This window comes from Yinghuangia seranimata, from assembly GCF_029953285.1.
Classification (GTDB): Bacteria; Actinomycetota; Actinomycetes; order Streptomycetales; family Streptomycetaceae; genus Yinghuangia; species Yinghuangia seranimata.
The window spans coordinates 119372-144826 of the sequence record NZ_JASAOI010000011.1 but is presented as its reverse complement, the minus strand read 5'-3'; the positions used below and the strand labels follow the sequence as shown (position 1 = coordinate 144826).

The 25455-nt window shown below is 71.7% G+C and carries 20 protein-coding genes and 1 pseudogene; 4 read left to right on the top strand and 17 right to left on the bottom strand.

What is annotated here, in order from left to right; translation table 11 throughout:
* The first annotated feature begins 9 nt into the window (after positions 1 to 9).
* Together QI554_RS08645 and ybaK are read left to right on the top strand one after the other, a co-directional pair.
* Positions 10 to 687, top strand: a complete 678-nt coding sequence (locus QI554_RS08645; protein ID WP_281467674.1) for an LON peptidase substrate-binding domain-containing protein — start codon at positions 10 to 12, stop codon at positions 685 to 687.
* Positions 688 to 740: 53 nt separating this feature from the next.
* Positions 741 to 1241 (top strand): Cys-tRNA(Pro) deacylase, encoded by a 501-nt coding sequence (ybaK, locus tag QI554_RS08640; protein ID WP_281467672.1) that lies wholly within the window; start codon positions 741 to 743, stop codon positions 1239 to 1241.
* Positions 1242 to 1269: 28 nt separating this feature from the next.
* Here the strand turns inward: ybaK and QI554_RS08635 are convergent, their stop codons facing one another.
* The 5 genes from QI554_RS08635 to dnaE all read right to left on the bottom strand — a co-directional run bounded on the left by QI554_RS08635 (position 1270) and on the right by dnaE (position 8812).
* Entirely contained in the window at positions 1270 to 2103 is an 834-nt protein-coding gene (locus tag QI554_RS08635; protein WP_281467670.1) for a hypothetical protein, read from the bottom strand.
* A gap of 86 nt (positions 2104 to 2189) precedes the next feature.
* On the bottom strand, positions 2190 to 2990 hold the full coding sequence (locus QI554_RS08630; protein WP_425527938.1) for an ABC transporter permease: 801 nt from the start codon (positions 2988 to 2990) through the stop codon (positions 2190 to 2192).
* 73 nt (positions 2991 to 3063) lie between these two features.
* Positions 3064 to 4038: an ABC transporter ATP-binding protein gene (locus tag QI554_RS08625; protein ID WP_281467901.1), complete on the bottom strand. Its 975-nt coding sequence runs from the start codon at positions 4036 to 4038 to the stop codon at positions 3064 to 3066.
* A 147-nt stretch (positions 4039 to 4185) separates the two neighbouring features.
* On the bottom strand, positions 4186 to 4854 hold the full coding sequence (locus tag QI554_RS08620) for a hypothetical protein (protein WP_281467668.1): 669 nt from the start codon (positions 4852 to 4854) through the stop codon (positions 4186 to 4188).
* A gap of 472 nt (positions 4855 to 5326) precedes the next feature.
* Positions 5327 to 8812: a DNA polymerase III subunit alpha gene (gene dnaE, locus QI554_RS08615; RefSeq protein WP_425527943.1), complete on the bottom strand. Its 3486-nt coding sequence runs from the start codon at positions 8810 to 8812 to the stop codon at positions 5327 to 5329.
* A gap of 323 nt (positions 8813 to 9135) precedes the next feature.
* On the opposite strand from dnaE, the gene QI554_RS08610 reads away from it, so the two are divergent.
* Positions 9136 to 10368 carry a mechanosensitive ion channel family protein gene (locus tag QI554_RS08610; RefSeq protein WP_281467664.1) on the top strand — a complete coding sequence of 411 codons (1233 nt, stop codon included), beginning with the start codon at positions 9136 to 9138 and terminating at the stop codon, positions 10366 to 10368.
* Positions 10369 to 10396: 28 nt separating this feature from the next.
* On the opposite strand, the gene QI554_RS08605 is transcribed toward QI554_RS08610, so the two are convergent.
* From QI554_RS08605 to QI554_RS08575, 7 genes and pseudogenes are all read right to left on the bottom strand, one after another.
* Complete coding sequence (locus tag QI554_RS08605) at positions 10397 to 10870, bottom strand: DUF4240 domain-containing protein (RefSeq protein ID WP_281467662.1); 474 nt, start codon at positions 10868 to 10870, stop codon at positions 10397 to 10399.
* Positions 10871 to 10965: 95 nt separating this feature from the next.
* Positions 10966 to 11544 carry a dienelactone hydrolase family protein gene (locus tag QI554_RS08600; protein WP_281467660.1) on the bottom strand — a complete coding sequence of 193 codons (579 nt, stop codon included), beginning with the start codon at positions 11542 to 11544 and terminating at the stop codon, positions 10966 to 10968.
* A gap of 97 nt (positions 11545 to 11641) precedes the next feature.
* Entirely contained in the window at positions 11642 to 13246 is a 1605-nt protein-coding gene (locus QI554_RS08595) for a Na+/H+ antiporter (protein WP_281467658.1), read from the bottom strand.
* 163 nt (positions 13247 to 13409) lie between these two features.
* A complete protein-coding gene (locus QI554_RS08590; protein ID WP_281467656.1) occupies positions 13410 to 14357 on the bottom strand; it encodes an RluA family pseudouridine synthase in 948 nt (315 codons plus the stop codon).
* A gap of 109 nt (positions 14358 to 14466) precedes the next feature.
* Positions 14467 to 15105, bottom strand: a pseudogene (lspA, locus tag QI554_RS08585) (signal peptidase II); the annotation flags it as partial.
* A 40-nt stretch (positions 15106 to 15145) separates the two neighbouring features.
* Complete coding sequence (locus QI554_RS08580; RefSeq protein WP_281467899.1) at positions 15146 to 15766, bottom strand: TraR/DksA family transcriptional regulator; 621 nt, start codon at positions 15764 to 15766, stop codon at positions 15146 to 15148.
* Between the two features lie 321 nt (positions 15767 to 16087).
* A complete protein-coding gene (locus QI554_RS08575) occupies positions 16088 to 16381 on the bottom strand; it encodes a DUF167 domain-containing protein (protein ID WP_281467652.1) in 294 nt (97 codons plus the stop codon).
* A gap of 369 nt (positions 16382 to 16750) precedes the next feature.
* Between QI554_RS08575 and ileS the strand changes: the two genes are divergently transcribed.
* Positions 16751 to 19903 (top strand): isoleucine--tRNA ligase, encoded by a 3153-nt coding sequence (ileS, locus tag QI554_RS08570; RefSeq protein WP_281467650.1) that lies wholly within the window; start codon positions 16751 to 16753, stop codon positions 19901 to 19903.
* A gap of 58 nt (positions 19904 to 19961) precedes the next feature.
* Here the strand turns inward: ileS and QI554_RS08565 are convergent, their stop codons facing one another.
* From QI554_RS08565 to QI554_RS08545, 5 genes are all read right to left on the bottom strand, one after another.
* On the bottom strand, positions 19962 to 20399 hold the full coding sequence (locus QI554_RS08565; RefSeq protein ID WP_281467648.1) for a hypothetical protein: 438 nt from the start codon (positions 20397 to 20399) through the stop codon (positions 19962 to 19964).
* A 254-nt stretch (positions 20400 to 20653) separates the two neighbouring features.
* Positions 20654 to 22735 carry an alkyl/aryl-sulfatase gene (locus tag QI554_RS08560; protein WP_281467645.1) on the bottom strand — a complete coding sequence of 694 codons (2082 nt, stop codon included), beginning with the start codon at positions 22733 to 22735 and terminating at the stop codon, positions 20654 to 20656.
* A gap of 354 nt (positions 22736 to 23089) precedes the next feature.
* Complete coding sequence (locus tag QI554_RS08555; protein WP_281467644.1) at positions 23090 to 24406, bottom strand: DivIVA domain-containing protein; 1317 nt, start codon at positions 24404 to 24406, stop codon at positions 23090 to 23092.
* A gap of 46 nt (positions 24407 to 24452) precedes the next feature.
* On the bottom strand, positions 24453 to 24737 hold the full coding sequence (locus QI554_RS08550; RefSeq protein WP_281467642.1) for a YggT family protein: 285 nt from the start codon (positions 24735 to 24737) through the stop codon (positions 24453 to 24455).
* A 79-nt stretch (positions 24738 to 24816) separates the two neighbouring features.
* Positions 24817 to 25431, bottom strand: coding sequence for a cell division protein SepF (locus QI554_RS08545; RefSeq protein ID WP_281467640.1), 615 nt, complete (start codon positions 25429 to 25431; stop codon positions 24817 to 24819).
* Between the last annotated feature and the right edge of the window lie 24 nt (positions 25432 to 25455).

The following is a 25455-nucleotide window of genomic DNA, read 5'->3' as shown; positions in this document are numbered from 1 at the left end:
TTTGGTCCCGTGACCGACCGGCTCCCGCTGTTCCCCCTCAACTCGGTGCTGTATCCGGGTCTTGTCCTGCCCCTGAACATCTTCGAGGAGCGCTACCGCCGCCTGGCCCGCGACCTGATCGCGCTGCCGGAGGGCGAGCGCCGGTTCGGCGTGGTCGCGCTGCGGACCGGCCGCGAGGTCGGCGAGCTCCCGGTCGACGCGGCGGAGGCCGTGTACGCGGTCGGCTGCACCGCCGAGGTGGCGTCCATCCGGCCGCACGCCGACGGCCGGTTCGACGTGGTGGCCACGGGCGCCGCGCGGTTCCGCCTGCTCTCGGTCGACGACTCGGGCCCGTACCTGGTCGGCGAGGTCGAGCCCGTCGAGGAGCCGAAGGGCGACAACGCGCAGGCCCTCGGGCTCGCGGTCGCCCGTGCGTTCGCCGAGTACCAGCGGCGGCTGCTGGGCACGCAGGGCCGCAGCGCGGTCGAGATGCCGGAGCTGCCGGACGACCCGGGTGTGCTGTCCTACCTGGTGGCCGCCGCCATGGTGCTGGACCTGCCGGACAAGCAGGACCTGCTGGAGGCCCCCGACGCGACGGCGCGGCTGCGCGGCGAGCTGCGCCTGCTGCGGCGCGAGAACGCGCTGCTGGCGCACCTGCGGTCGCTCCCCGCGGTGGAGCTGGTCAAGCAGGGCGTCGAACCGAACTAGCGCGGACGCAACAGACGAAGCAGACGAAGCGGACGCAGAAGAAGGAATCCTCCGTGGCGAAGGGCAAGGCCGGGCAGGGCGGCAAGGGCACGCCGGCGACGGTGGCGCTGACCCGGGACGGGGCCGCGTACACCGTGCACGCGTACACGCACGACCCGGACGCGGCGTCGTACGGCGAGGAGGCGGCCGCGGCGCTCGGCGTGCCGGCCGAGCGGGTCTTCAAGACGCTGCTGGCGGACGTCGACGGCGCCCTCACGGTCGGCGTGGTGCCGGTCGCCGGCAAGCTCGACCTGAAGGCGCTCGCCGCGGCGGTCGGCGGCAAGAAGGCGGCGATGGCCGACCCGGCGGCGGCGGAACGCGCTACGGGCTACGTCGTGGGCGGCATCAGCCCGCTGGGGCAGAAGCGCCGCCTGGCGACGGTGGTCGACGCGAGCGCGCTGACACACCCGACGGTGTTCGTGTCGGCGGGCCGCCGCGGCCTGGAGATCGAACTGGCGGCGGCCGACCTCGTACGGATGACGGGCGCGGTGACCGCGGCGATCGGCAGGGCCTGACGCGAGCGCCGCGGGCCCGGCGAAGGCGCTACTCGGCGCGCTTCGTCAGATCGGGGCCGTCGCCCGCCGCGGGCGGCGCGTCCTCGCCGTGGCCCGGTCCGGCCCCGGGCCGAGTGCCGCCCGGCAAGCCGCCGTTCTGCTGCGGCCCCGGCTGCCCCGCCCCCGGGAACTGCCACGGTCCCGGCTGCGGGGTCCCGGGCTGCTGCGCGTATCCGCGGGGCGGCCAGCCGCCCAGCTGCTTCTGCGCGGCGTCGCGCGGCCCGAACGCCGCGTACAGGAAGATGTAGAGCACCAGCGACGCCATCGGCCACAGGTACAGCACGCCCATCGCCTGGATCCGCAGCGGTTCGTCGAAGTCGTGCCGGCCGTCGAGCGACTTGAGCTGGTCGCCGAACGTGTCGGGGCCCAGCGCCGCGCCGACCTTGTACGCGACGTACGAGCCCAGCAGCCCGCCGAGGCCCAGAGCGACCGCGACGCCGATGCCGTGCCTGCGGCCCTTCCAGAACACCGCCGCGGCGATCAGCAGACCGGTCACCACGCCGACGACCGCGAACCAGCCGTCGCGCGCGACCTCGCCCTCGACCGGGGTCTGCGGGGTGTCGTACACGTTGTGGTTGACGACGACGCGCGGCATGTCCGGCGCGAGCGCGTGCCAGACGGCGCCGGCCGCGACCGCGGCGACGAGGCACACGGCCAGGACCACGAGGCCCGCCAGGATGTCGCCCTTGCCGGCCTTCCACCAGGCCGCGGGCCCGCCGGCGGGCGCCGGACCGGGCTGCTGCGGCGGACCGCCGACGGGGCCGTCGGGGTCACCGGCAGCGGCTGCGGCAGGGTTCTGGTCGAACTGCCAGGGCGACGTCATACAGTCAGCGTCCCATGCTCGTCGTCGGGTTGCCGGATCCCGGCGGGGTGTCGGAGGTGCGGTCGGGGGGGCCTGAGCCGGGCCGGTCAGCCCCGCGCGGTGCGCCGGAACGCCCAGGTCGCGAGGCTCAGCATCGCGACACCGACCGCGGCGCACACCGCGAGGTCCGCGCCGAACGCCGCCCAGTCCGGGGTGCCGTAGGTGGCGATGAACGCGTCGACCCCGTACGAGGACGGCAGCACGTCGCGGCCCCACTCGACGACCATCGGCATGCGGTCCGCCGGGATGATGCCGAGCAGCAGCGCCGCCGACATGCCCAACTGTCCGAGCAGCGTCGCGAGTTCCTGGCGCGGCGAGAGCAGCCCGCAGACCGCCCCGACACCGGCCAGCGCGGCCCCGGACAGCGGTACGACCAGCAGCAGTGCCCACAGGTTGGCCAGCGGCAGCTGGAACATCAGCGCGCCGATGACGGCCGTCACGACCGCGCCGGGCAGCGTGAACGAGGCGTACGCCGCGGCGATGCCCAGCACCACGGCGGCGGGGCGCACCGGCAGCGTCAGGTAGTAGTCGAGCGCGTTGGCGGCCCGCAGCGCCCCGAAGTGCTGGGCGAGCAGGTTCAGTGCCACAAACGCCACGACCAGCACGCTGGAGCCTGCGACGACCGCCTCACGCGCGCTGTCGGAGCCGGTGTCGACGACGCCGCGCATCAGGATCATGATCCCGACGGACTGGAAGACCGCGACGAACAGCAGCGGCACGCGCGAGACGCGCACCCGCGACAGCTGCGCCCGGTACACGGCGGCGAGCCCGGCCCACAGCGGCGTCGCCGCCGCCAGCGGCTCGGCGTCGCTCCCGGCGGCCGAGGAACGCCCGAGGGTCTGACTCACGCGCCCGCCTCCCCGGCACCACGGCCCGCACCGCGGCCGCGCACGACGACGGCGCGGCCCGCCGCTCCCCCGCTCATCCCTTGACCAGCCCTTCGTGCCGTCCGCCCAGCGCCAGGTACACGTCCTCCAGGCTCGGCGTCGACAGCGTGAAGTCGTCCAGCGTGTCGAACGCCGGCCCCGACGTCACCGCGGCCAGCAGCTCGCGCGCGGTGCCCGGGTCCATCCTCGTGGTCCAGCGCCGCCCCGTGCGGACCGCCTCGCAGGCGAGCCGGGCGACCGCGGGGTCGTCCTGCGGCGGGTCGGTCCGCCACACCAGGTCGAGCCGCACCTCGTCGCCGACCAGCGCCTTGAGCCCGCCGGGGGTGTCGCACGCGATGACCCGGCCCTCGTCGAGCACCGCGACCCGGTCGAGCACGGTCTCGGCCTCGATGACGTTGTGGGTGACCAGCACCACGGTGGTGCCGTGCTCCGCGCGCCGCCGGTCGATCGCCGACCACACGGCGCGGCGCGCCACCGGGTCCATGCCGGTGGTCGGCTCGTCGAGCACCAGCACCGGGCGGTCGCCTACCAGTGCGGCCGCGACGCAGGCGAGCCGGCGCTGCCCGCCGGAGAGCTTCTTGAGCGGGCGCTCGGCCAGCTCGCCGAGGCCGAGCTCCTCGATGACGGCGTCGCGGGCGGCGCGCGCCGCGGCGGGGTCGAGGGCGCGCAGCCGCGCGGTGGTCTCGACCGCCAAGCCGACGGTCAGCTCGTCCAGCGCGCCGGAGTCCTGGCCGAGGTAGGCGACCAGCCGGGCGGCCGCGTCGGGCCGCTTGACGAGGTCGTGGCCGAGCAGCTCGACGGTTCCCGCGTCGGGCCGCAGCAGGCCGGTGAGCTGGCGCACGAGCGTCGACTTGCCGGCGCCGTTGGGGCCGAGCAGCCCGAAGATCTCGCCGCGCCGGACGTCCAGGTCGATCGCGTCGTTGGCGCGTACCTCGACGCGGGCCCGCCGGCGCCCGGTGCGGTACGTCTTGGTGAGCCCGGCGACCCGGTAGCACGTCCGCGCGGACACGCGGGATGCCGCCGCGTCCGGAGCGGCGGCGGCGGTCGCGCCGACAATGGCCACGCTGTGTCTCTCCTGGCCTCTTGTGCCCCTGGGTCGTCAGGGATACCTCGGATGCTGCCGGTGTGGCAGGGACAAAATCCGTGCCCCAAAACTCTACGGGGCCCGCTCCGTCTCCCGTGCCGCGGCCCTGGCCAGCACCTGCCGGGCCCTGACCCACTGTTCGCGGGGCAGCACCGCGCCGCGCCACCGGATGTCGCGCATCGCGCGGTCCTGGTCGGCGGGCAGCCGCCGGGCCGCGAACGCGAGAGCCAGTTTGAGCAGCGCCCACGGGCGGGTCGGGAGGCCGACGCGCACCAGCTCGCGCTTGAGGTTGGGCCACCACACGGTGGTGGCGTCCATGAGCGCGCCCTCGGCGTGGGACAGCCGCTTGAACGCGGCGAGTCGTCCGACGGACGCGCTGATCATCCACTGGACGAGGGCCGCGACCGCGAAGAGGACCAGCAGCACGACGCCGAGCGGGACGGTGGCGCCGCCGAACAGCAGCAGGACGCCCAGCGCCGCCAGCACGTACTTGAGGAGGAACACCAGCTCCAGCCGCCCGAGGACGAGCCGGCCGGCGATGTAGCGCAGGAGCAGCGCGGCCTGCGCCGCCGTCAGGCTGGTGTCCACGTCCGACGCGTCGGCATCGGGCCCGGGCGCACCCGTCGCGCCCGTCGCGCCCTTCGCGTCACGGCGCTCGGCCTCGCGGGCCGCTGCCCTGAGCCTGTTGCCACCGCGCGCGGCGGCCAGGCCGGCGCGGCCGAGCCTCGACCATCCGGCCATGTGTCGCGTGTCCTCCGAGCCGAATCCCGGGACCGGGTCCCGGGACGACGGGCGTGGGAAAGGGGGCGGCCTGTACGTCCCCCGAAAGAGCCGCCCCCCATCGTCGCACGCCCCGTGCGCCGCGGTCCGCCTACGCAAGTCGTGCGGACCGCGCCCGGGTCAGCCGTTCTTGCCGGGCCGCGGATCGGGCCGTTCGGTCCGCAGGTCCGGCGCCGGTGGCGCGGGCTGCTGATCGGAGGGGTGTGCGTGTTGTCGGCCGTTGGTCATGGTCGTATCCCCGTTTCCCCCCGGGCGGATCGCCCGGGGCCTTGATGGCCGCACCCGGCCGTGCGACCACATAGGGAAGAACGACTCTACGTGCCCGGGAGTTCACGCATCCGGTGTTTGACGGGATAGAAATATGCCGTTTGGCGAACTTGGTACGTACGGCCTAGGCGCCGGGCGCCGCGGACCAGGCGCCCGGCGTGTGGGTTCAGGCCAGGCAGCCGGGACCGAGCAGCGCCTTGAGGTCGCCCTTCAGCGCGGGGGTCGGATTGACCGACAGCCGCGCGTCCAGGCGCATCAACGTGGTCTTCTGCGGCGAGTGCAGCTTGAGCCGCACCTCGGTGTTGCCCTGGTGGTGCCGCAGCACGTCCTTGAGCTTGGCGACCAGCGGTGGCGCGATGCGTGCGGTCGGCAGGTGGATGACGAGCGGCTGCGACGCGTCCAGCTCCGACATGTCCGGGACGATGAGCTCCATCGCCACGAGGCGCGGCACGTCCTCCCGCTTGTCGAGCCGGCCCTTGACGAACACCACCGCGTCCTCGACCAGTTGTGTCGACACCAGGGCGTAGCTGTTGGGGAAGAACATGCAGTCGATGGCGCCCGCGAGGTCCTCGACCGTCGCGATCGCCCAGGGGTTGCCCTGCTTGGTCATCTTGCGCTGCAGGCCGGAGATGATGCCGCCGATCGTGACGATCGCGCCGTCGGGCCGCTCGTCGCCGGTCAGCGCGGCGATCATGCAGTCCGCCTTGGACTCCAGCACGTGCTCGATGCCGAACAGCGGGTGGTCCGAGACGTACAGGCCGAGCATCTCGCGCTCGTTGGCGAGCAGGAAGGTCTTCTCCCACTCGTCGGTGGAGAACTCCACGTCGAGCCCGAACGCCGGGCCGTCCGAGTCGTCGCCGCCGCCGAACAGGTCGAACTGGCCCTCGGACTCCTTGCGCTTGACCGCGACGACGGCGTCGATCATGCCTTCGTACTTCTCGGTCAGCCCCTTGCGGGTGTGCCCGAGCGAGTCGAACGCGCCGGCCTTGATCAGCGATTCCACGGTCCGCTTGTTGCAGACCACCGCCTCGACCTTGTCGAGGAAGTCCGGGAACGACTCGAACTTGCCCTTGGCCCGGCGGGTCTGCGCGATCGACTCGACGACGTTCGCGCCGACGTTGCGGACCGCGGACAGGCCGAACCGGGCCTGCGTGTCACCCTGTGGGGTGAAGTCGGCGTCCGACTCGTTGACGTCCGGCGGCAGCACCTTGATGCCCATGCGCCGGCACTCGTTCAGGTAGATCGCCGACTTGTCCTTGTCGTCGCGCACCGAGGTGAGCAGGCCCGACATGTACTCGGCCGCGTAGTTGGCCTTGAGGTAGGCGGTCCAGTAGGAGATCAGGCCGTACGCGGCGGAGTGCGCCTTGTTGAACGCGTAGCCCGCGAACGGCACCAGGACGTCCCACACCGTCTGGATCGCCTCGTCGGAGTACCCGTGCTCCCGGCAGCCCTTCTGGAAGGGGATGAACTCCTTGTCGAGGATCTCCTTCTTCTTCTTGCCCATCGCGCGGCGCAGGTTGTCCGCCGCGCCGAGCGAGTAGCCGGCGAGGATCTGCGCGGCGCGCTGCACCTGCTCCTGGTAGACGATCAGGCCGTAGGTCGGCTCCAGGATCTCCTTCAGGGGCTCCTCGAGCTCCTTGTGGATCGGCGTGATGTCCTGCTGGCCGTTCTTCCGGAGCGCGTAGTTGTTGTGCGAGTTGACGCCCATCGGACCCGGCCGGTACAGCGCGAGCACCGCGGAGATGTCCTCGAAGTTGTCGGGGCGCATCAGGCGCAGCAGCGACCGCATGGGGCCACCGTCCAGCTGGAAGACGCCGAGCGTGTCGCCGCGGGCCAGCAGCTCGTAGGTCGGCTTGTCGTCCAGCGGCAGCGCGAGCAGGTCGAGCTTGAGACCCTTGTTCTTCTCGATCGCCTTGACGGCGTCGTCCATGATCGTGAGGTTGCGCAGGCCGAGGAAGTCCATCTTGAGAAGGCCGAGGCCTTCGCACGTGGGGTAGTCGAACTGCGTGATCACGGTGCCGTCGGAGTGCCGGGTCCACACCGGGATGTTGTCGGTGAGCGGTTCGGCGGACATGATCACGCCGGCCGCGTGCACGCCGGGCTGGCGGATCAGGCCCTCGATGCCGCGCGCGGTGTCGATGACCTTGCGGACGTCCGCCTCGTTCTCGTACATGCCGCGCACCTCGCCCGCCTCGTTGTAGCGCGGGTGCGAGGAGTCGGTGATGCCCGACAGCGGGATGCCCTTGCCCATGACGTCGGCGGGCATCGCCTTGGTGATGCGGTCGCCCATCGCGTACGGGTAGCCCAGGACGCGGCTGGCGTCCTTGATGGCCGCCTTCGCCTTGATGGTGCCGAAGGTGACGATCATCGCCACCTTGTCGGAGCCGTACTTTTCGGTCACGTACCGGATGACGTCGCCGCGCCCGCGTTCGTCGAAGTCGATGTCGATGTCGGGCATCGAGATGCGCTCGGGGTTGAGGAAGCGCTCGAAGATCAGGCCGTGCGGGATGGGGTCGAGGTCGGTGATGCCCATCGCGTACGCGACCAGCGAGCCGGCCGCGGAGCCACGGCCCGGGCCGACCGCCACGCCGTTGTTCTTGGCCCACATGATGAAGTCGGCGACGACCAGGAAGTAGGCCGGGAAGCCCATCTTCTGGATCATCTTGATCTCGTAGTCGGCCTGCGTGCGGTGCTCGTCGTCGTAGCCGTCCGGGAAGCGCCAGTCCATGCCGCGCCACACCTCGGCCTCGAAGAACGAGGACTCGGTCATGCCCTCCGGCACGTCGAACTTCGGGAGCAGGTTCCGCTCCTGGAACATGTCCGTCGTGTCGACGCGCTCGGCGACCACGAGCGTGTTGCGGCAGCCCTCCTGCCACACGTCGGAGGAGTCCTGGCCGTACATCTGCGCGGCCGACTTGAGGAAGTAGCCGGTGCCGTCGAACCGGAACCGGTCCGGGTCGGAGAGGTTCTTGCCGGTCTGGATGCACAGCAGCAGGTCGTGCGCCTCGGCGTCGCTCTCCCGCGTGTAGTGCGAGTCGTTGGTCACCAGCGGCGGGATGTTCAGCTTCTTCCCGACGTCGATCAGGCCCTGCCGCACCCGGGTCTCGATGTCGAGCCCGTGGTCCATGATCTCGAGGAAGTAGTTCTCCGGGCCGAAGATGTCCCGGTACTTCGCGGCCGCTTCGAGGGCCTTGTCGAACTGGCCGAGCCGCAGCCGGGTCTGCACCTCGCCGGACGGGCAGCCGGTCGTCGCCATGAGGCCCTCGGCGTGCTCGGCGATGATCTCCGCGTCCATCCGCGGCCACTTCACGAGGTAGCCCTCGGCGTACGACCGCGAGGTGAGCTTGAAGAGGTTGTGCAGGCCGGTCCTGTTCCGCGCCCAGATCGTCTTGTGGGTGTACGCGCCGGACGCCGAGACGTCGTCCTTCTTCTGCGCGGGGGTGCCCCACAGCACGCGCTTGGTCAGTCCGCGGGCCTCAGGAGCGACGTACGCCTCGATGCCGATGACCGGGGTGACGCCGGCCGCCTTGGCCTGCGAGTAGAACTCGTACGCCCCGAACATGTTGCCGTGGTCGGTCATCGCCACGGCCGTCATGCCCTGTTCCTGGCACTCCTTGAACATCTCCTTGAGACGCGCCGCGCCGTCCAGCATGGAGTACTCGGTGTGGACGTGGAGATGAACGAACGAGTCGGCCACGGCGGCGTCCTCCCGAGTTGTCAATTGTCGCTGAACCTGCAGGTCACAAGCCCTTTAGGCCCGGTCGGAATCCGTCCGGGCCTGGCCTTGTAACGCGTGCATGGGGTCCGAGTCTAGGTCACGACGGAACGGCTGGCTCGAAGGCTCGGCCATCCGATCGGCGATGCCTGAAAGAGGCCGAAAGCACCCGGCAACGGCGGTATGCCCGTTGGACTCCACTCGTATGGGTGACTAGCTTTACGGGTTCCCGAATCGAGTCGAAGGGGTGTGCGGCAACCGTGGACGTCTGGGAGTTCCTGCGCCCACTGATCGTTCTGGTCGCGGTGCTCGTCCTCACCGGAGTCATATCCTGGCTGCTGGCGAAGGTCGCCCGCGAGGTACAGACGCGCAGACCCAGCTCAGGCCCGTTGTGGCCGATGCTGCGCCGCTCGCGGGCGTCCTGTGTCGTGACACTCGCCACAGTGCTCCTGCTGACCGCCGAGCCCGCCGCGGACCTGCCCGAGCACACCCGGGGCAGCGTGCGGCACATCCTCGTCCTGGCGGTCATCGGCTCGTGCGCGTGGCTCGCGATCCACGCCGCGAACGTGTTGGTGAACACGTCGTTCGAGCGCTACGCGGCGGTCGCCACCGACGCCGGCCGGGTGCGCCGCGTGCGCACCCAGATCGACCTCATCCGGCGGGTGGCCGCGGCGGTCGTCGGGGTCATCGCCATCGCCGCGATGATCATGACGTTCCCGGCCATGCGCACGATCGGCACCAGCCTGCTCGCCTCCGCGGGCCTCATCGGCGTCGTCGCCGGTCTCGCCGCGCAGTCGACGCTGGCGAACCTGTTCGCGGGCCTGCAGATCGCGTTCAGCGACATGGTGCGCATCGGCGACTCGGTCGTGGTCAACAAGGAGATGGGCACGGTCGAGGAGATCACCCTCACCTACCTGGTGGTGAACACCTGGGACCAGCGGCGCATCGTCATGCCGGTCTCGTACTTCACCGGCCGCCCGTTCGAGAACTGGTCGCGCACCGACATGCGCATGACCGGCACGGTGTACCTGCACCTCGACCACGCCACCCCGATCGGCGAGCTGCGCGACGAACTGCACCGGATCCTCAAGGGCTCGGGCCTGTGGGACCAGCAGGGCTGGAGCCTGTACGTCACCGACACCACGCCGTCGACCATCGTCGTGCGCGCGGTGGTCACGGCCCGGGACGCCGACGACGTGTGGACGCTGCGCTGCGAGGTCCGCGAGAAGCTGCTGGACTTCCTGCGCCGCAAGCACCCCTACGCGCTGCCGCGCATCTCCACCTCCACCGCGCCCCAGGGGCCGGACTACGGGGCCGAGGACGAGCACCGCGGGCACCCCGCCGTCGACCAGACGGGCGAGCCGCAGGCGCCCAAGCGGTTCGTGGAGCTCGCCAAGCGCGGGGACCGCGGCGCGGGCGGCTCGGCTTCCCCGGGGGACGCGCTCGCCGTTCCGGCGCAGCCGAAGGCGCCGGTCGACCTGACCCGGCGCTGACCGGCCGCCGCATCCGGCGCGCGTCGGCTCAGCGCATCGCGAGACCCGGCCAGCCCTCGGGGTTCGAGCCGGTCTCGTAGTCGTACGGCTCCTCGTGGTCCCACGGACGCCCGGTCAGCTCCTCCCAGGCGTCCTCGGCGACGTACAGCAGCGCCTCGCCGTCGTACTCGGCGGCCGTGTAGCGGCAGAAGTCGCTCGGGTCGCCGAGCACGTGCGTGTAGGCCTCACGGCCGGCCGCGACGACGCCGCAGCGGGCGTACAGGAACCCGTCCGAGGACATGGGTACCGGGACGCCCTGGCGGTCCGTCACGTCGATGTAGGGCAGGGCCGCGAGATCCGCGCGGTCGAGCCGGTAGAGCGCCTCGGCCAGCAGGTCGGCGAACGCGATGATCGCCGATTTCGACCGGGTCGCCAGCACCTCGGTCAGCCGCTCGCAGGCGTCATCGTCCGCGCGACCGCCGAGCAGGTCGATCAGCTCCCAGAACTCATCCCATCCGAGCACGGATAAATGGTCACACGGAGATGCCCGAATCGCCCAGCAAAATCAACAAATCGCCGAGTTCGCGTGTTGCCCCGGTCACATCGCGTCACCCGGAGTCAGGACGCCGCGTCCAGCTCCTCCAAGAACGCCAGCGCGACGGCCCACGTCCGCTCGGCGGCCTCGGCGTCGTAGTCCGGCAGGTCGGGGTCCGTGTAGAGGTGGCCCGCGCCCTGGTAGCGGAACACCTCGACGTCGGCGCCGGCCGCGAGCATCCGCAGGTACCAGGCGTTCAGCCAGTCGTCGGTCTCGTACACGTCCGGCTCGGCGACGTGCAGCTGGACGGAGATCTCGGTGGCCGCGTCGTCCTGCAGGTTGGACGTGCCGTGGAACATCAGCAGGCCCGCCGCGTACTCGTCGCCCAGCGCGACGGTCTGCGCGATCGACGACCCCATCGAGAACCCGGAGTAGACCAGGCCCCGGCCCAGCGGCGCGACCGCCGCGACCGCGCGGCGCAGCAGCTCCTCGTTGCCGATCTCCTCGCGGATCTCGAAACCCTCCTCGATGTCGTCCACCACGCGCCCGTCGTACAGGTCGGGGACGGTCACCTCGTGCCCGGCGGCGCGCAGCCGCTCGGCGGCGGCGTGGACGGCGGGACGCGGCCCGTAGACCGAGTGGAAGAGGACGATGCGGGCCACGGGGATCCTTCGGTTGCCGGGACGGTGCGGGGACCCTCCATGATCCCCGGCGGACGGCACGGCGCCAAAACCCCGGCGGCGCGGCCCGCGCGCCGGGTCAGGACAGGTGCCGCAGGTCGATGCGGCGCAGGCAGCGGTCGACGAGCACCGGGTCCGCCCCGGGCTCGCCGCGGGCCGTCTTCAGCTCCTCGCGGGCCGCCTCGTTCAGCTCCTCCTCGATCCGGCTGAACTCCGCCTTGCGCTGCCGACGTTCGGCGAGCGCCTGCCGGGCCTCCTCCTCGTAGGCGTCCGGCTTGACCCGCGCGATCACCGCCTGCTGCCGGGCCCGCAGCGCGTCCACGAGCTCGTCCGGCAGCTCGTCGTTCGCGGCCAGCTCCTTCAACCGGCGCAACGACGCCTTGGCGGCGCGCACCCGGAGCCGGGCCTCCTCCTCCCCCGCGGCGTCCTCGGACTCGCGCACGTCCAGCAGCTTGACCAGCGGCGCCAGCGTCATGCCCTGGACCACCAGGGTCACCATGACGACCGCGAACGCGATGACGATCAGCCGGTCCCGCGCCGGGAACGGGGTGCCCGCGTCCGTGCTGGTCGGCAGTGCCAGCACGAGCGCGACCGTGGCCACGCCGCGCATGCCGGCCCACCACAGCACCGCGGTCTCGCGCGGCCCGACCGGCGCGAGGTCCTCGACGTCGGGGTCGTTCGGATCCAGCGCGCGCCGGTTGCGGCGCCGCGCCGCCAGCGCGGCCGGGAACAGCCACACGCCGCGCACCACGACGACCGTGGCGACCACCGCCGCGGCCTCGGCCAGGACGTCCGCCGTGTCGCCCCCGAGCGCCTCCAGCACCGCCCGCAGTTCGAGGCCGATGATGCCGAACGTCAGGCCCGTGACCATCAGTTCGACGACCGCCCAGAACACGCCGCCGGTCAGCCGCCCGATCGCCTCGTCCGCCTCGAAGCCGTGCTCGCGCAGGATCAGCACGTTGACGATCACCGCGAGCACGCCGGAGCCGCCGAGTTCGTCCGAGCCGATGTACGCCACGAACGGCAGCAGCAGCGAGCCCAGCACCCGCAGCCGGGGGTCGCCGAGCCACTGGAAGCCGTAGCGCGCGACGAGCGAGACACCCCAGCCGACCGCGCACGCGACCACCGCCGAGAGCACGAACTTCCCCGCGGCCTCGGGCGCGGAGAACGAGCCGGTGACCGCCGCCGCGACCGCGACCTGGTACAGGACGACCGCGGTCACGTCGTTGAACAGCCCCTCGCTCTCCAGGATCGACACCAGCCGGCGGGGCAGTCTCATGGTCGCCGCGACGGCGGACGCCGCGACCGGGTCCGGCGGCGCGACGAGCGCGCCGAGCGCCACCGCGGCCGCGACGGGCAGGTCCGGGACCACCAGGCGGGCGACGTACGCGACGGCCGCCGTCGTCACGAACACCAATGCGACGGCCAGCAGCAGGATCGCCTTGGCGTTCACCACGAACTCGCGCCAGCTGGTCCGCCAGCCGGCCGTGTGCAGCAGCGGCGGCAGGAGCAGCGGCAGCAGCAGATCGGGGTTGAGCCGCAGCGCCGACACCCCGGGCAGCACGGCCAGCAGCAGCCCGCCGACGGTGATGACGACCGGGTAGGGCAGCCGCAGCCGTTCGGCGAGCGGCATCGCGACGAGTGTCAGGAGGAACAGCAGGAACAGGACGGTGAGCTGATCCATGAGGCTCCCACCAGCACCGGGACGACGCGGCGGAGACACGGTACGACGCCCCCGGCCCGATCCGTAGGAGGCGCGAGGGTGCGCGTGCCGGCGGCGCCGCCCGGCGGGTTCCTCAGGACCGGCGGCTCACCGGCGGCTCACCGGCTGCTTGGGGCGCGCGGGCTCAGTGCCCGTCCGACACCCGGTCCAGCGCGCGGGCCAGGTCGTCCGGGTAGCCGCTGTCGAACTCGACCCACTCGCCGGTCGCCGGGTGTTCGAAGCCGAGGTGCACGGCGTGCAGCCACTGCCGTTCGACGCCGAGGCGCTTCGCGAGCGTCGGGTCGGCGCCGTACATCATGTCGCCGACGCACGGGTGGCGCAGCGACGACATGTGGACGCGGATCTGGTGGGTGCGCCCGGTCTCCAGCTTGATCGACAGGAGGCTGGCGGCGCGGAACGCCTCGACGGTGTCGTAGTGCGTGACGCTCGGCTTGCCGCTGGCGACGACCGCCCACTTCCAGTCGTGCTTGGGGTGCCGGTCGATGGGGGCGTCGACGGTGCCGGACAGCGGGTCGAGGTGGCCCTGCACGAGCGCGTGGTAGCGCTTGTCGACGGTGCGGTCGCGGAACTGCTGCTTCAGCAGGCTGTACGCGAGCTCGGACTTGGCGACCACCATGAGGCCGCTGGTGCCGGCGTCGAGGCGGTGCACGACGCCCTGGCGCTCGGAAGCGCCCGACGTCGAGATCCGGTATCCGGCGGCGGCCAGACCGCCGACCACGGTGGTGCCCTGCCATCCGGGGCTGGGGTGCGCGGCGACGCCGAGCGGCTTGTCGACGACGACGATGTGGTCGTCGTCGTGGACCACGTTCATGCCGGGCACCGGCTCCGCGACGACCTGCACGGGCGCGGCCGGCGCCGGCATCTCCACCTCGAGCCACGACCCGCCGGTGACCCGGTCGGACTTCCCGGCGGCGCGCCCGTCGAGCAGCACCTTGCCGTCGGCGGCGAGCTCGGCGGCGCGCGTGCGGGACAGGCCCAGCATGCGCGCCAGGGCGGCGTCGACGCGCTCGCCTTCGAGGCCGTCGGGTACGGGCAGGGTGCGGATCTCGGGGGCGCCGGTGGAGGAGGTCACCTCACGAGTATGCCGGGTGCGGGGATCAGCGGGTCCCGTCGCCCTCGGAGGAGGCGCCGTCGGTGCCCTCGCCGCCGGCGGTGTCCGGCCCGTCGCCCTCGCCGTCGCGGGTGCCGTCGGGCTGCAGCCCGAGGAACGACAGCAGCACGATGAGGCAGCCGCCGACCACGATCGCCGAGTCGGCGAGGTTGAACACCGCGAAGTGCTTGGGCGCGACGAAGTCGACGACGTGGCCGCGGAGGAAGCCCGGCGAGCGGAAGACCCGGTCGGTCAGGTTGCCGAGCGCGCCGCCGAGCAGCAGCCCGAGCGCGACCGCCCACGGCAGGCTGTAGAGCCGCCGGGACAGTCGCAGGATGACCACGATCACTGCGGCCGCGATGACCGTGAAGACGATCGTGTACGCCTGGCCCATGCCGAACGCGGCGCCCGGGTTGCGGGTGCCGCGGAACTGCAGCCAGTCCCCGAGGAGGTCGATCGGCGGCTGGCCCTCGAGGTGGGCGACCACCAGGAACTTGCTGACCAGGTCGAGCGCGAAGGCGAACGCGGCGACGCCGAGCAGCACCGCGACCCGGCGGTGGGGCGGGCGCGCCGACGGCGCGGCGGTGGTGTCCGCCGCGCCGTCGTCGCCGCGCTCGGCGGGCTCCTGGGAACCCGCGGTGCCGTCGGTGCCGTCCGTGGTGCTGTCCTTGTCGACGAGGGATGCGTTCGCGTCCCGTCGTTCCGCTCCGGTGCCGATGGCGGGCTCCACTCCTAGGGCGCGGCGCGCCGGCCCGGGGGCGGCCCGGCGGTTATCGGCGTTCCTCGCGCTGCTTACAGGTGACACACAGGGTCGCACGAGGGAAGACCTGCAGGCGGGCCTTCCCGATGGGGGATCCGCACGACTCGCAGGCACCGTACGTGCCGTCGGCGAGCCTGCGCAGGGCCCGCTCGGACTGGCTCAGCATGCCACGGGTCTGGTTGGTCAGGGCCATCTCGTGCTCGCGCTCGAAGTTCTTGGTCCCGGTGTCGGCCTGGTCGTCGCCGGCACCGTCACCGGAGTCGCGCAGCATGTCGGCGATCTCGTGTTCGGCGTACTGGATCTCGCTGTTGAGCCTGGCGACCTCGTCGATCAGGCCCTCGCGCAGCTCGCGAAGCTCTTCCTCGGTCCACGGATCCTCGCCGGGCCGGACCGGGTAGATGTCGGGCGCGTGGATGCCGCCGGGCGGCGGAGCCAGCGCGGTCACGGTCGCGGTCCTGGTCGGGGTCGCCGCCTTGGCCTTGTTCCCCGACGCGCTGGTGCGCGCCGCGGAGCGGGTGGTCGACCTGGTGGTCGGCCCGCCGGGCGCTGCGGCGCTTCCCGCGGTCTTGGTGGACCTGGCCGTCGTCGCGCTGCGGGCCCGTCCTCCGGCCGCCTTGCCGCTGTCCGCCATGGTCACGGCCCCCTCGTTCCGTAGGGTCATTTCCGACATAGTTCACATGCTTCACATACACCACAAAACAGCTGGGAAGCTTACGCCCGCCCCTCGCCCCGGACAACCGGGGCGCGCTGCGGAAACCGGGATTCGGCAGGTCGGCGTCCGCAACGTAAGTCGGTTGTGCCCAGAACCGGGCGTGACTATCCCTGTTGTGCGTGTCCGCTTCGTTACCGGATGCCGTACGTCTCGTTAGGCACTCGTGGACTCGCGGTGTACAGCGCGTAGCCACCCGCGGGCCGGGCAGAGCGGGGCGGCCGTGGGGCCGCCGGTGAGGTGCTACCCGCGCAGCCGCGTCAGAACCGCGTCCAGGTCGGCCGGCGGCTCGGCCAGCTCGACCACCTTGTCGCGGCTCGTCGCCCCGGTCACCAGGGTCAGCCTGCGGCGGCGCACGCCCAGCGCGTCGGCCAGCGCGCGGAGCGCGGCCTCGGTCGCCTTGCCGTCGACCGCCCGCGCGGCCACCGCGACCACGAGCGCCTCGCCGTGCGTCCCCCCGACGGCGGTACGGGACGCCCCGGGCTTCACCCGGATCGCGATCCGGCGTGCCGCGGCGCTCTGCTCGGGGGAAGCCATGCGGCCATGATGCCGCCCGCCGCACCGGCGTCGCGAAACCCGGGGGCGGCACCCGGCCCGGGGGCCGTAGAATTCCCGCGAGCGAGAAAGCGTCGATGGGGACGAGTAGGTCCGTACGCAGCCGCGAGCGATCCGGGGACGGTGTGAGCCCGGAGGCGAGCGCGGTCCGAAGATCACCCCGGAGCCGTCGGAAGATCGGAGCCCCAGGCCGTGTGCCTCGGGGGCGCCGGGTAGAACCGACCCTCGCCGACCTCGAGAGGGCCGCCGGGTCCCGCGTACGCGGGTGGCGGCCAAGAAGGGTGGTACCGCGGGGCACGCGCCTCGTCCCTTCGCCGGCAGCTGAGTCAAGAGCCCGCGGAAGGAAGACGTATGTACCGCCCGGTACCGGCGCAGGTCGATCTGCCCGCCATGGAACACGAGGTCCTCGCGTTCTGGCAGGCCAACAGCATCTTCGACCGCAGCCTGGAGCGCACCGCCGACGGCGACCCGTGGGTGTTCTACGAGGGCCCGCCGACCGGCAACGGCATGCCCGGCGCGCACCACATCGAGGCCCGCGTCTTCAAGGACGTGTTCCCGCGCTTCAAGACGATGAAGGGCCACTTCGTCCGCCGCAAGGCCGGCTGGGACTGCCACGGCCTTCCGGTCGAGCTCGCCGTCGAGAAGGAGCTGGGCTTCTCCGGCAAGCAGGACATCGAGGCGTACGGCATCGCGGAGTTCAACGCGAAGTGCCGCGACTCCGTGCTGCGGCACGTGGACGCGTTCGCCGAGCTCACCACCCGCATGGGCTACTGGGTCGACCTGGGCCAGGCGTACCGGACGATGGACCCCGAGTACGTCGAGTCGGTGTGGTGGTCGCTCAAGCAGATCTTCGACAAGGGCCTGCTCGTGCAGGACTACCGCGTCGCGCCGTGGTGTCCGCGCTGCGGCACCGGCCTGTCGGACCACGAACTGGCGCAGGGCTACGAGACGGTCGTCGACCCGTCGGTGTACGTGCGCTTCCCGCTGACCTCGGGCCCGGTCGCCGACCGCGCCGACCTGCTGGTGTGGACGACCACGCCGTGGACGCTGGTGTCCAACACCGCGGCCGTGGTGCACCCCGACGTCACGTACGTCGTCGCCGCCAAGCAGGGCGAGCGCCCCGTCGTCGTCGCCGAGGCGCTGGTCGAGAAGGCCCTCGGCGAGGGCTGGGCGGCAACCGGCGAGTCGTTCACCGGGCGGGACATGGAGCGCTGGGCGTACCGGCGGCCGTTCGAGCTGGTCGAGCTCGAGGGCGCGAACTTCGTCGTGCTGGCCGAGTACGTCACGACCGAGGACGGCACGGGCATCGTGCACGCCGCGCCGGCGTTCGGCGCGGAGGACCTCGCGGCGGTGCGCCCGTACGACCTGCCGGTCGTCAACCCGGTCCGCACCGACGGCACCTTCGAGCCCGAGGTCGGCCTGGTCGGCGGGGTGTTCTTCAAGAAGGCCGACGAGGCCCTGGTCGCCGACCTGCGCGACCGCGGCCTGCTGTTCCGGCACATGGAGTACGAGCACACCTACCCGCACTGCTGGCGCTGCCACACCGCGCTCATCTACTACGCGCAGCCGTCCTGGTACATCCGCACGACCGCGGTCAAGGACGCGCTGCTGCGCGAGAACGAGCGCACCAACTGGTACCCGGGCACGATCAAGCACGGCCGCTACGGCGACTGGCTGAACAACAACATCGACTGGGCGCTGTCCCGCAACCGGTACTGGGGCACCCCGCTGCCGATCTGGCGGTGCGCCGAGGGGCACCTGTCCTGCGTCGGCTCGCTGGCGGAGCTGTCGGAGCTGACCGGGCGCGACCTGTCCGGGCTCGACCCGCACCGGCCGTTCATCGACGAGGTCACGTTCGCGTGCCCGGGCAAGGCCGGCGACGGCGTCTGCGGCGCGACCGCCGAGCGCGTGCCCGAGGTCATCGACGCCTGGTACGACTCGGGCGCGATGCCGTTCGCGCAGTGGGGCTACCCGTACCGCAACCGGGAGGTCTTCGAGCAGGCCTACCCGGCGCAGTTCATCAGCGAGGCGATCGACCAGACGCGCGGCTGGTTCTACACGCTGATGGCCGTCGGCACCCTGGTGTTCGACCGCAACTCGTACGAGAACGTCGTCTGCCTCGGCCACATCCTGGCCGAGGACGGCCGCAAGATGTCCAAGCACCTGGGCAACATCCTCCAGCCGATCCCGCTGATGGACCAGCACGGCGCCGACGCGGTGCGCTGGTTCATGGCGGCCGGCGGCTCCCCGTGGGCGGCGCGGCGCGTCGGGCACGGCACGATCCAGGAGGTGGTGCGCAAGACGCTGCTGACCTACTGGAACAGCGTGAGCTTCCAGGCGCTGTACGCGCGGACGTCCGGCTGGACGCCGTCCGTCGACGACCCGGCGCCGGCCGCCCGGCCGCTGCTGGACAAGTGGCTGCTGTCCGAGCTGAACCAGCTGGTGGCGGACGTCGACGCGGCGCTGGAGGCGTTCGACACGCAGCGGGCCGGCAAGGTGCTGTCGGCGTTCGTCGACGACCTGTCGAACTGGTACGTGCGGCGTTCCCGCCGCCGGTTCTGGAACGGTGACACGGCCGCGCTGGCGACGCTGCACACCGCGCTGGAGACGGTGACGCGGCTGATGGCGCCGCTGGTGCCGTTCATCACCGAGCGGGTGTGGCAGGACATCGTGCGGCCGGTCACCGCCGACGCGCCGGAGTCCGTGCACCTGTCGGAGTGGCCGGTGGCGGACACCGCGCTGATCGACAGGGACCTGTCGGCGCAGATGGCGCTCGTGCGGCGGCTGGTCGAGCTGGGCCGCGCGACGCGCGCCGACTCGGGCGTGAAGATCCGGCAGCCGCTCGGCCGCGCGCTGATCGGCGCGCAGGGCTGGGACGGGCTGACGGACGAACTGCGCGCGCAGATCGCCGAGGAGCTCAACGTCGTCTCGCTCGCGTCGCTGTCGGAGGCGGGCGGCGACCTGGTCGAGTACAGCGCGAAGGGCAACTTCCGCGCGCTCGGCAAGCGGTTCGCGAAGGAGACCCCGAAGGTCGCCGGAGCGATCGCCGCCGCCGACGCCGAGGCGCTGTCCGCGGCGCTGAAGACCGCCGGTAAGGCGACGGTGGTCCTGGACGGGGCCGACATCGAGGTCACCCCGGACGAGGTCATCATCACCGAGACCCCGCGCGAGGGCTGGGCGGTCGCGAGCGAGTCGGGGGCGACGGTCGCCCTCGACCTGCACCTGACCGACGAGCTGCGGCTCGCCGGCACCGCCCGCGAGGCGATCCGGCTGATCCAGGAGGCCCGCAAGAACTCGGGCTTCGACGTCGCCGACCGCATCGTGGTGTGGTGGAGCGCCGACGAGAACGAGCACACCCAGTCGGCGCTGCTGGCCCACGGGCCGCAGATCGCCGAGGAGGTGCTGGCCCTGCAGTTCGCCGAGGGCGCCCCGGAGGACGAGGAGTTGACGCTGCACCAGGACGAGGGTCTGGGGCTGCGCTTCTGGCTCCGCAAGGTCGCGTAAGCGGTCTTCGCGCCCGTCGAGGCCCGTTCCCCACGTGGGGGGCGGGCCTCGGCCCGTCTCAGAAGGGCAGGCAGCCCGCGCGGCGGTGCGTCGCGGGGTGGTGCGTGCCGGGATAGTGCTGTTCGACGATCCCCGCGACCGGGACGCCGCCGTCGACCGCGCCGGTGCCGGGTCCGTCGACGTGGCGCTGGACGACGAGGGTCGTGGCGCCCGGCCTGCCGTCGTCGGTGCGGGCGCAGGACGCGTACAGCCGGAGCTCGGTGCCGGCGCTCGTGCGCAGCCGGATGCTGGGCGGGGCCGCCGCGCGGCCGGCCGCGTGGGCGCGGGCCCGGGCGACGACCATGGTCGCGGCGACGGGGAGCGCGAAACCGTACGGCGTCGCGGCCCCGCGCGGCTCGCGGGGGTCTATCGCCTGGCACAGCGCCACGGCCCCGGCGCAGGCGCTCAGCAGGCGTCCGTCCGCGCCGAACCGGAGGACACCGATCGGGGCGGTCACGAGCGCACCTGTTTCAGCCGCGGCCTGCGGGCCCGTCGCGACATCAGCGGCGCGCTCCCGACCAGCGACGCGTGACCCGGGTGCGTGAGCTCGTCACGCACCGCAGCCCGAGTGCTGGTGGCTATGGCGGTCATAACGGGCCACTTTAAGCACGTCATACGAATTCCGGCCAGCATTTCCGTCAAGACTTTGACGAAGCCGAGACGCGACGACCCGGCCCCCGCTGATGCGGGGACCGGGCCCGGGGCGCGTTCCTAGGGTGTGGTGATGCCGAAGTCCTCGTTGAACTTGACGAGGAGGCCCACGAACGTGTCGAGGGTGTTGATGCTGCCCTCCAGGACCCACAGCATGCCGTTGCGTTCGAGCGCCTCCGGCGTCATGGCGTCGGTCACGAGGTCGTTGAACCCCGTGCGCGTGATCTTGTAGCGGGCGGTCGCGGTGGCCGGCGCCGACGGGGTGTACACCAGGACACTGTTGCGCAGCTGGACGGTGATGTCGGGCGGGTCGTTCTTGAGCCCGTCGAGGATCTTGAAGCCCATCGTCATCGGCTGGTCCTTGACCTGCGGGCCGTTGAGGCGGATACCGAGGTAGTCGCAGACCATGTCGACCGGCATGGCCGTGATGACGTCGGCGGGGATCTCGTTGATGTACTCCGGCGCGTCCTCCACCGGCCGGTAGCGCAGTTCCTCGGCGCCGGCCAGGTAGAAGTTGCGCCAAGGGCCCGACTCGGCCTGGTAGCCGAGCTGTTCGAGGATGTCCGCCTCCAGCTCGCGGGCCGGCATGTACGAGGGCTCGCTGAACACGAGGTGGCTGAGGAGTTCGGCGGCCCACCGGTAGTCGTCCGGGCTCGTCGCGTTGTCGTATGCCTCCTGGGCGGCCAGCATCACCTGGGTGCGGCCCTTCATGGCCTTCACGTACCGGGCGCCGACCTCCGCGGGCGGGAGCCCGTGCAGGTGGGCGGGGTTGCCGTCGAACCAGCCGATGTAGCGCTGGTACACGGCCTTGATGTCGTGGTTCGTGGTGCCGTAGTAGCCGTGGTTGTACCACTGGTCCGCGAGGCTCGGCGGCAGAAGCGCGTCGAGGTCCTCGGCGGCCTCGAGGAGGGTCCGTCCGCTGTTGGTGACGCGGAGCGTCTGGTCGTGGAGGTAGCGGTACAGGTCGGCCTGGTGGGTGAGGAAGTCGACGATCTCGTTGCCGTTCTGCTTCCAGCGGGGCCAGAAGTGGCTGGCGAACAGCGACGTGGCGCTCGTCCCGTACAGCCCGATGGTCTCGTTGAGGTAGTCGGACCACGCCTTGGCGTCGCGCACCTGGGCGCCGCGCAGGCTGTAGAGGTTGTGCAGCGTCGGCGTCGCGTTCTCCGCCATGCACAGCGACTGGCAGTCCGGGAGGTAGAAGTTCATCTCGGACGGCGCCTCGGTGCCCGGCGTGAGCTGGAAGACCAGGTTCACCGGGCCGACCTTGGTGAGCTGCCCGGGCTTGATCAGGTCGCCGGGGTCGGTGCCGACGGTCTCCGTCGGGGCGATCAGCCCCACGGTGCCGGTCGAGGTGGTCTTGCCGAGGCCCGCGTCGACCTGGCCGGTGGCGGACTTGGGGATGGTCAGTCCGTACATGAACAGCGCGCGGCGGGCCATCGCGGTGCCGGCGTAGACGTTCTCGCTGACGGCGTGCTCGAGGAAGCCGCTCGGCGCGATGAACCTCACGTCCGCTTCAGGGCCGGAGGGGCCGAACAGGCCGCGTGCGCCGCCGTAGTGGTCGACGTGCGAGTGGCTGTAGATCACCGCCACGACCCGGCGGTCCGCGCCGCGGTGCTTGCGGTAGAGCTCGAGCGCGGCGGCCGCGGTCTCGGCGCTGACCAGCGGGTCGAGGACCACGACCTCCTTCTTGTTGCCGGGGTTCTCGAGGAAGCTGATGTTCGACAGGTCGACGCCGCGGACCTGGTAGACGTGGTTCTCGACGACGCGGTACAGCCCGACGTTCATGTTGAGCTTGGCGTTGCGCCACAGGCTCGGGTTGACGGTCGCGGGCGCGTCGCCGGTCAGGAACTGGTACTCCGCGAGGCTCCACGCGGGCAGCTTGCGGTCGGGGTCGTCGACGGTGAAGTCCTTGGGTAAGGCTTCGATCAGCCCCTTCGTCGCGTTCGCGAGTTCCGCGTCCTGGTTCGGCGGCGGGACGACGACCGCGGCGTTGAGCGCCTGGGTCAGCGGAGTTGCGGGCTTGGCGCCCTGCTGGCCCGGCGGCCGGCCGTGGCCGTGGCCGCCCTGCGGTCCGTGTCCCGGGTTCCCCGCGGGCGCCCCCCGACGCCCGGAGTCGTCGTGCTGGTGACCGGGTGCAGGCATGACTGTGTACCCCCCTCAGGTCGTGTGATGCGCGGCATCTCCCCCGTTGCCCGCGCTCTGCGGACGCTACTGGGGACACGAAGTGGGGGCAAGATATGGGCTGTTGATCCTTTTTTGGCGGTTGATGATCCTTTTCCGCCCGTTAAGGGATAGATCGAGATGGCCGGAAAACGCCGACGCGGCCCGGCCCCGCCCCCCGGGGGGGGGGCGGGGCCCGGGGCCGCCGTGGGGGTTCTGTCCCCCCCGTTAGGGGATTGCTCGCGCGGGCCCCAAACCCCCGCCGCGCCGCGCCCCGCCCCCGGGGGGGGGGCGCGCCCCCCGCCGCGTCTGTGCGGATGCTGACCCAGCGTCAGGTCAGTTGTCGCCGTCCTCGTCGATGAGGAAGCCACGCATCGGCGCGGCTTGCTGCATCGGCTGCGGCTGCGGCGCCTGCGGCCGGACCGGGGCCATCTGCGGCGTCATCTGCTGGCTCATGGCGGGCGCCATCTGCTGGCCGATCGACGGCGTCATGGCCGGGGTCATCGACGCCGGAACCGGCGCGGACGACATGGCCGGCGGCAGCGACGCGGTCGCGGGGGTCCGCGGCGGGGCGAGCGAGTCGTCCGCCTGGGACTCCAGCTGGCGCAGCTGGCTGTCGAGGTACGACTTCAGGCGCGTGCGGTACTCGCGCTCGAAGGCACGCAGGTCGTCGACCTTGCGCTCCAGCGTCGCGCGGGCGCTCTCCAGCGAGCCCATCGCCACGCGGTGCTTCTCCTGCGCGTCCCGCTCCAACGCGTCGGCCTTGGAACGCGCGTCGCGCTCCATGCCCTCGGCACGCGTACGCGCCTCGCCCACGATCTTGTTGGCCTCGGAGCGCGCCTCGGCGATCGCCTGGTCCGCGGTCTGCTGCGCGAGCGCGAGCACGCGGGCCGCGCTGTCGCCGCCCGGGTTGCCGAGCTGCTGCGGGGCACCGCCGAGCTGCGGGGCGGCACCGAGCTGCGGCGGGCCGCCGAGCTGGCCCTGCTGCTGCATCGGGTGCTGCTGCATCTGGCCGCCGGGGAGCTGGTGCTGCTGCATCTGCTGACCGGGGAACTGGCCGCCCTGCATCTGGCCACCCTGCATCTGGCCGCCCTGCATCTGCTGGCCCTGCATCTGCTGGCCCTGCATCTGGCCGCCCTGCATCTGGCCACCCTGCATCGGACCGCCCTGCATCTGGCCGCCCTGCATCTGACCGCCGGGAAGCTGGTGCTGCTGCGGACCACCGAGCTGCGGCTGGCCGGGCATTCCACCGGGGCCGAGCTGCGGCGGGCCGCCGAGCTGGCCCTGCGGCTGCATCCCACCCTGCTGCGGCAGCATCTGCGTCGGGCCGCCGTGCATCTGCTGCGGCCCGCCCATTTGCTGCTGCTGCTGCGGCGGCGGGGGAACAGGGGTGGGCCCGGATATGGCGGCCGGCACCGGTGCGTCGGGCCGTTCACGTTCCTTCCGCTGCTGCGCCGCCTGTTGCTGGCTCTGCGCGGCGGCGCGCGTCGCGGCGGCGAGCTTGGCACGCAGGTCTTCGTTCTCGCGAAGCAGGCGGGTCAGCTCCGCCTCGACCTCGTCGAGGAACGCATCGACCTCGTCCTCGTCATAGCCCTCGCGGAGACGGACGGTCGTGAACTGCTTGTTACGCACGTCCTCGGGGGTCAACGGCATTTCTTCACCTCAACGTGATCGTCGGCATCCGGACAGACCGTACCGCTTACAGCCTGCCCACGACGGAGATCAGGATGTAGACGATGATGATCAGTACGAAGAAGGACAGGTCGAGCGCTACGCCCCCGAGGCGCAGGGGAGGAATGAACCTGCGCAGCAGCTTGAGCGGCGGATCCGTGACGGAGTAGGTCGCCTCCAAGAGGACGACCATGACCCCTCGGGGCTCGTACGACCGTGCGAACTGGAACACGTAGTCCATCACCAAGCGGAAGAACAGCAGGACCAGAAAGCAGTACAGGACGATGGTCAAGACCTCGCCCGCCACGCTCATACCCCTGCCCCCTCATACGCGTTCCCGGAAGATCCGGTTCCTCTCCTCAGTGCTCGCACCCCTCTGACCAACCGGAGACTCAGCTCTGGTTGAAGAACCCGCCCTCGGCGATGCGGGCCTTGTCCTCTGCTGTCACGTCGACGTTAGCAGGCGACAGCAGGAAGACTTTCTGGGTCACCCGCTCGATGCTGCCGTGCAGACCGAAGACGAGGCCCGCGGCGAAGTCGACAAGTCGCTTCGCATCGGTGTCCTCCATCTCCGTCAGGTTCATGATGACCGGTGTTCCTTCGCGGAAGTGCTCACCGATCGTACGTGCTTCGTTGTAGGTGCGGGGGTGGAGCGTCGTGATGCGGTACGGCTCACGCTCGCTGACGACTTTGTGTACGGTCACCGGTGCACTGCTCTCAGGGCGGCGGTCGGGCATGGCGGACACGGTCGCCCGGTGCTCGTCGAGACCACGCTCGACGTGCAGGGCGGGGACGGAACGGGACACCTCGTCGCGCCGCTCGCGCGGCGGCTCCTCGCGGCGCTCCTCGCGACGCTCGGGAACCCGCTGTTGCGGCTGTTCGGCGGCGCGGTCGCGGTCGGCTCGGCCGTCCTGGCCGATGTCGTCCTCATCGTAGTCGTCGTACTCGTAGACATCGTCCTCCACGAGGCCGAGGTAGACCGCCATCTTGCGCATCGCGCCGGCCATAGTCAGGGTCCTCCATGGTGGATC

Coding starts and splice junctions, on each gene's coding strand:
- QI554_RS08635 (WP_281467670.1), bottom strand. CDS start 2,103: ATGACGTCGCCCTGGCAGTTCGACCAGAACCCTGCCGCAGCCGCTGCC.
- QI554_RS08620 (WP_281467668.1), bottom strand. CDS start 4,854: ATGGCCGGATGGTCGAGGCTCGGCCGCGCCGGCCTGGCCGCCGCGCGC.
- dnaE (WP_425527943.1), bottom strand. CDS start 8,812: ATGCTGGACGGCGCGGCGCGTCTCAAGGAGATGTTCAAGGAGTGCCAG.
- QI554_RS08595 (WP_281467658.1), bottom strand. CDS start 13,246: ATGGATCAGCTCACCGTCCTGTTCCTGCTGTTCCTCCTGACACTCGTC.
- QI554_RS08580 (WP_281467899.1), bottom strand. CDS start 15,766: ATGGCGGACAGCGGCAAGGCGGCCGGAGGACGGGCCCGCAGCGCGACG.
- QI554_RS08575 (WP_281467652.1), bottom strand. CDS start 16,381: ATGGCTTCCCCCGAGCAGAGCGCCGCGGCACGCCGGATCGCGATCCGG.
- ileS (WP_281467650.1), top strand. CDS start 16,751: ATGTACCGCCCGGTACCGGCGCAGGTCGATCTGCCCGCCATGGAACAC.
- QI554_RS08560 (WP_281467645.1), bottom strand. CDS start 22,735: ATGCCTGCACCCGGTCACCAGCACGACGACTCCGGGCGTCGGGGGGCG.
- QI554_RS08555 (WP_281467644.1), bottom strand. CDS start 24,406: ATGCCGTTGACCCCCGAGGACGTGCGTAACAAGCAGTTCACGACCGTC.
- QI554_RS08550 (WP_281467642.1), bottom strand. CDS start 24,737: ATGAGCGTGGCGGGCGAGGTCTTGACCATCGTCCTGTACTGCTTTCTG.
- QI554_RS08545 (WP_281467640.1), bottom strand. CDS start 25,431: ATGGCCGGCGCGATGCGCAAGATGGCGGTCTACCTCGGCCTCGTGGAG.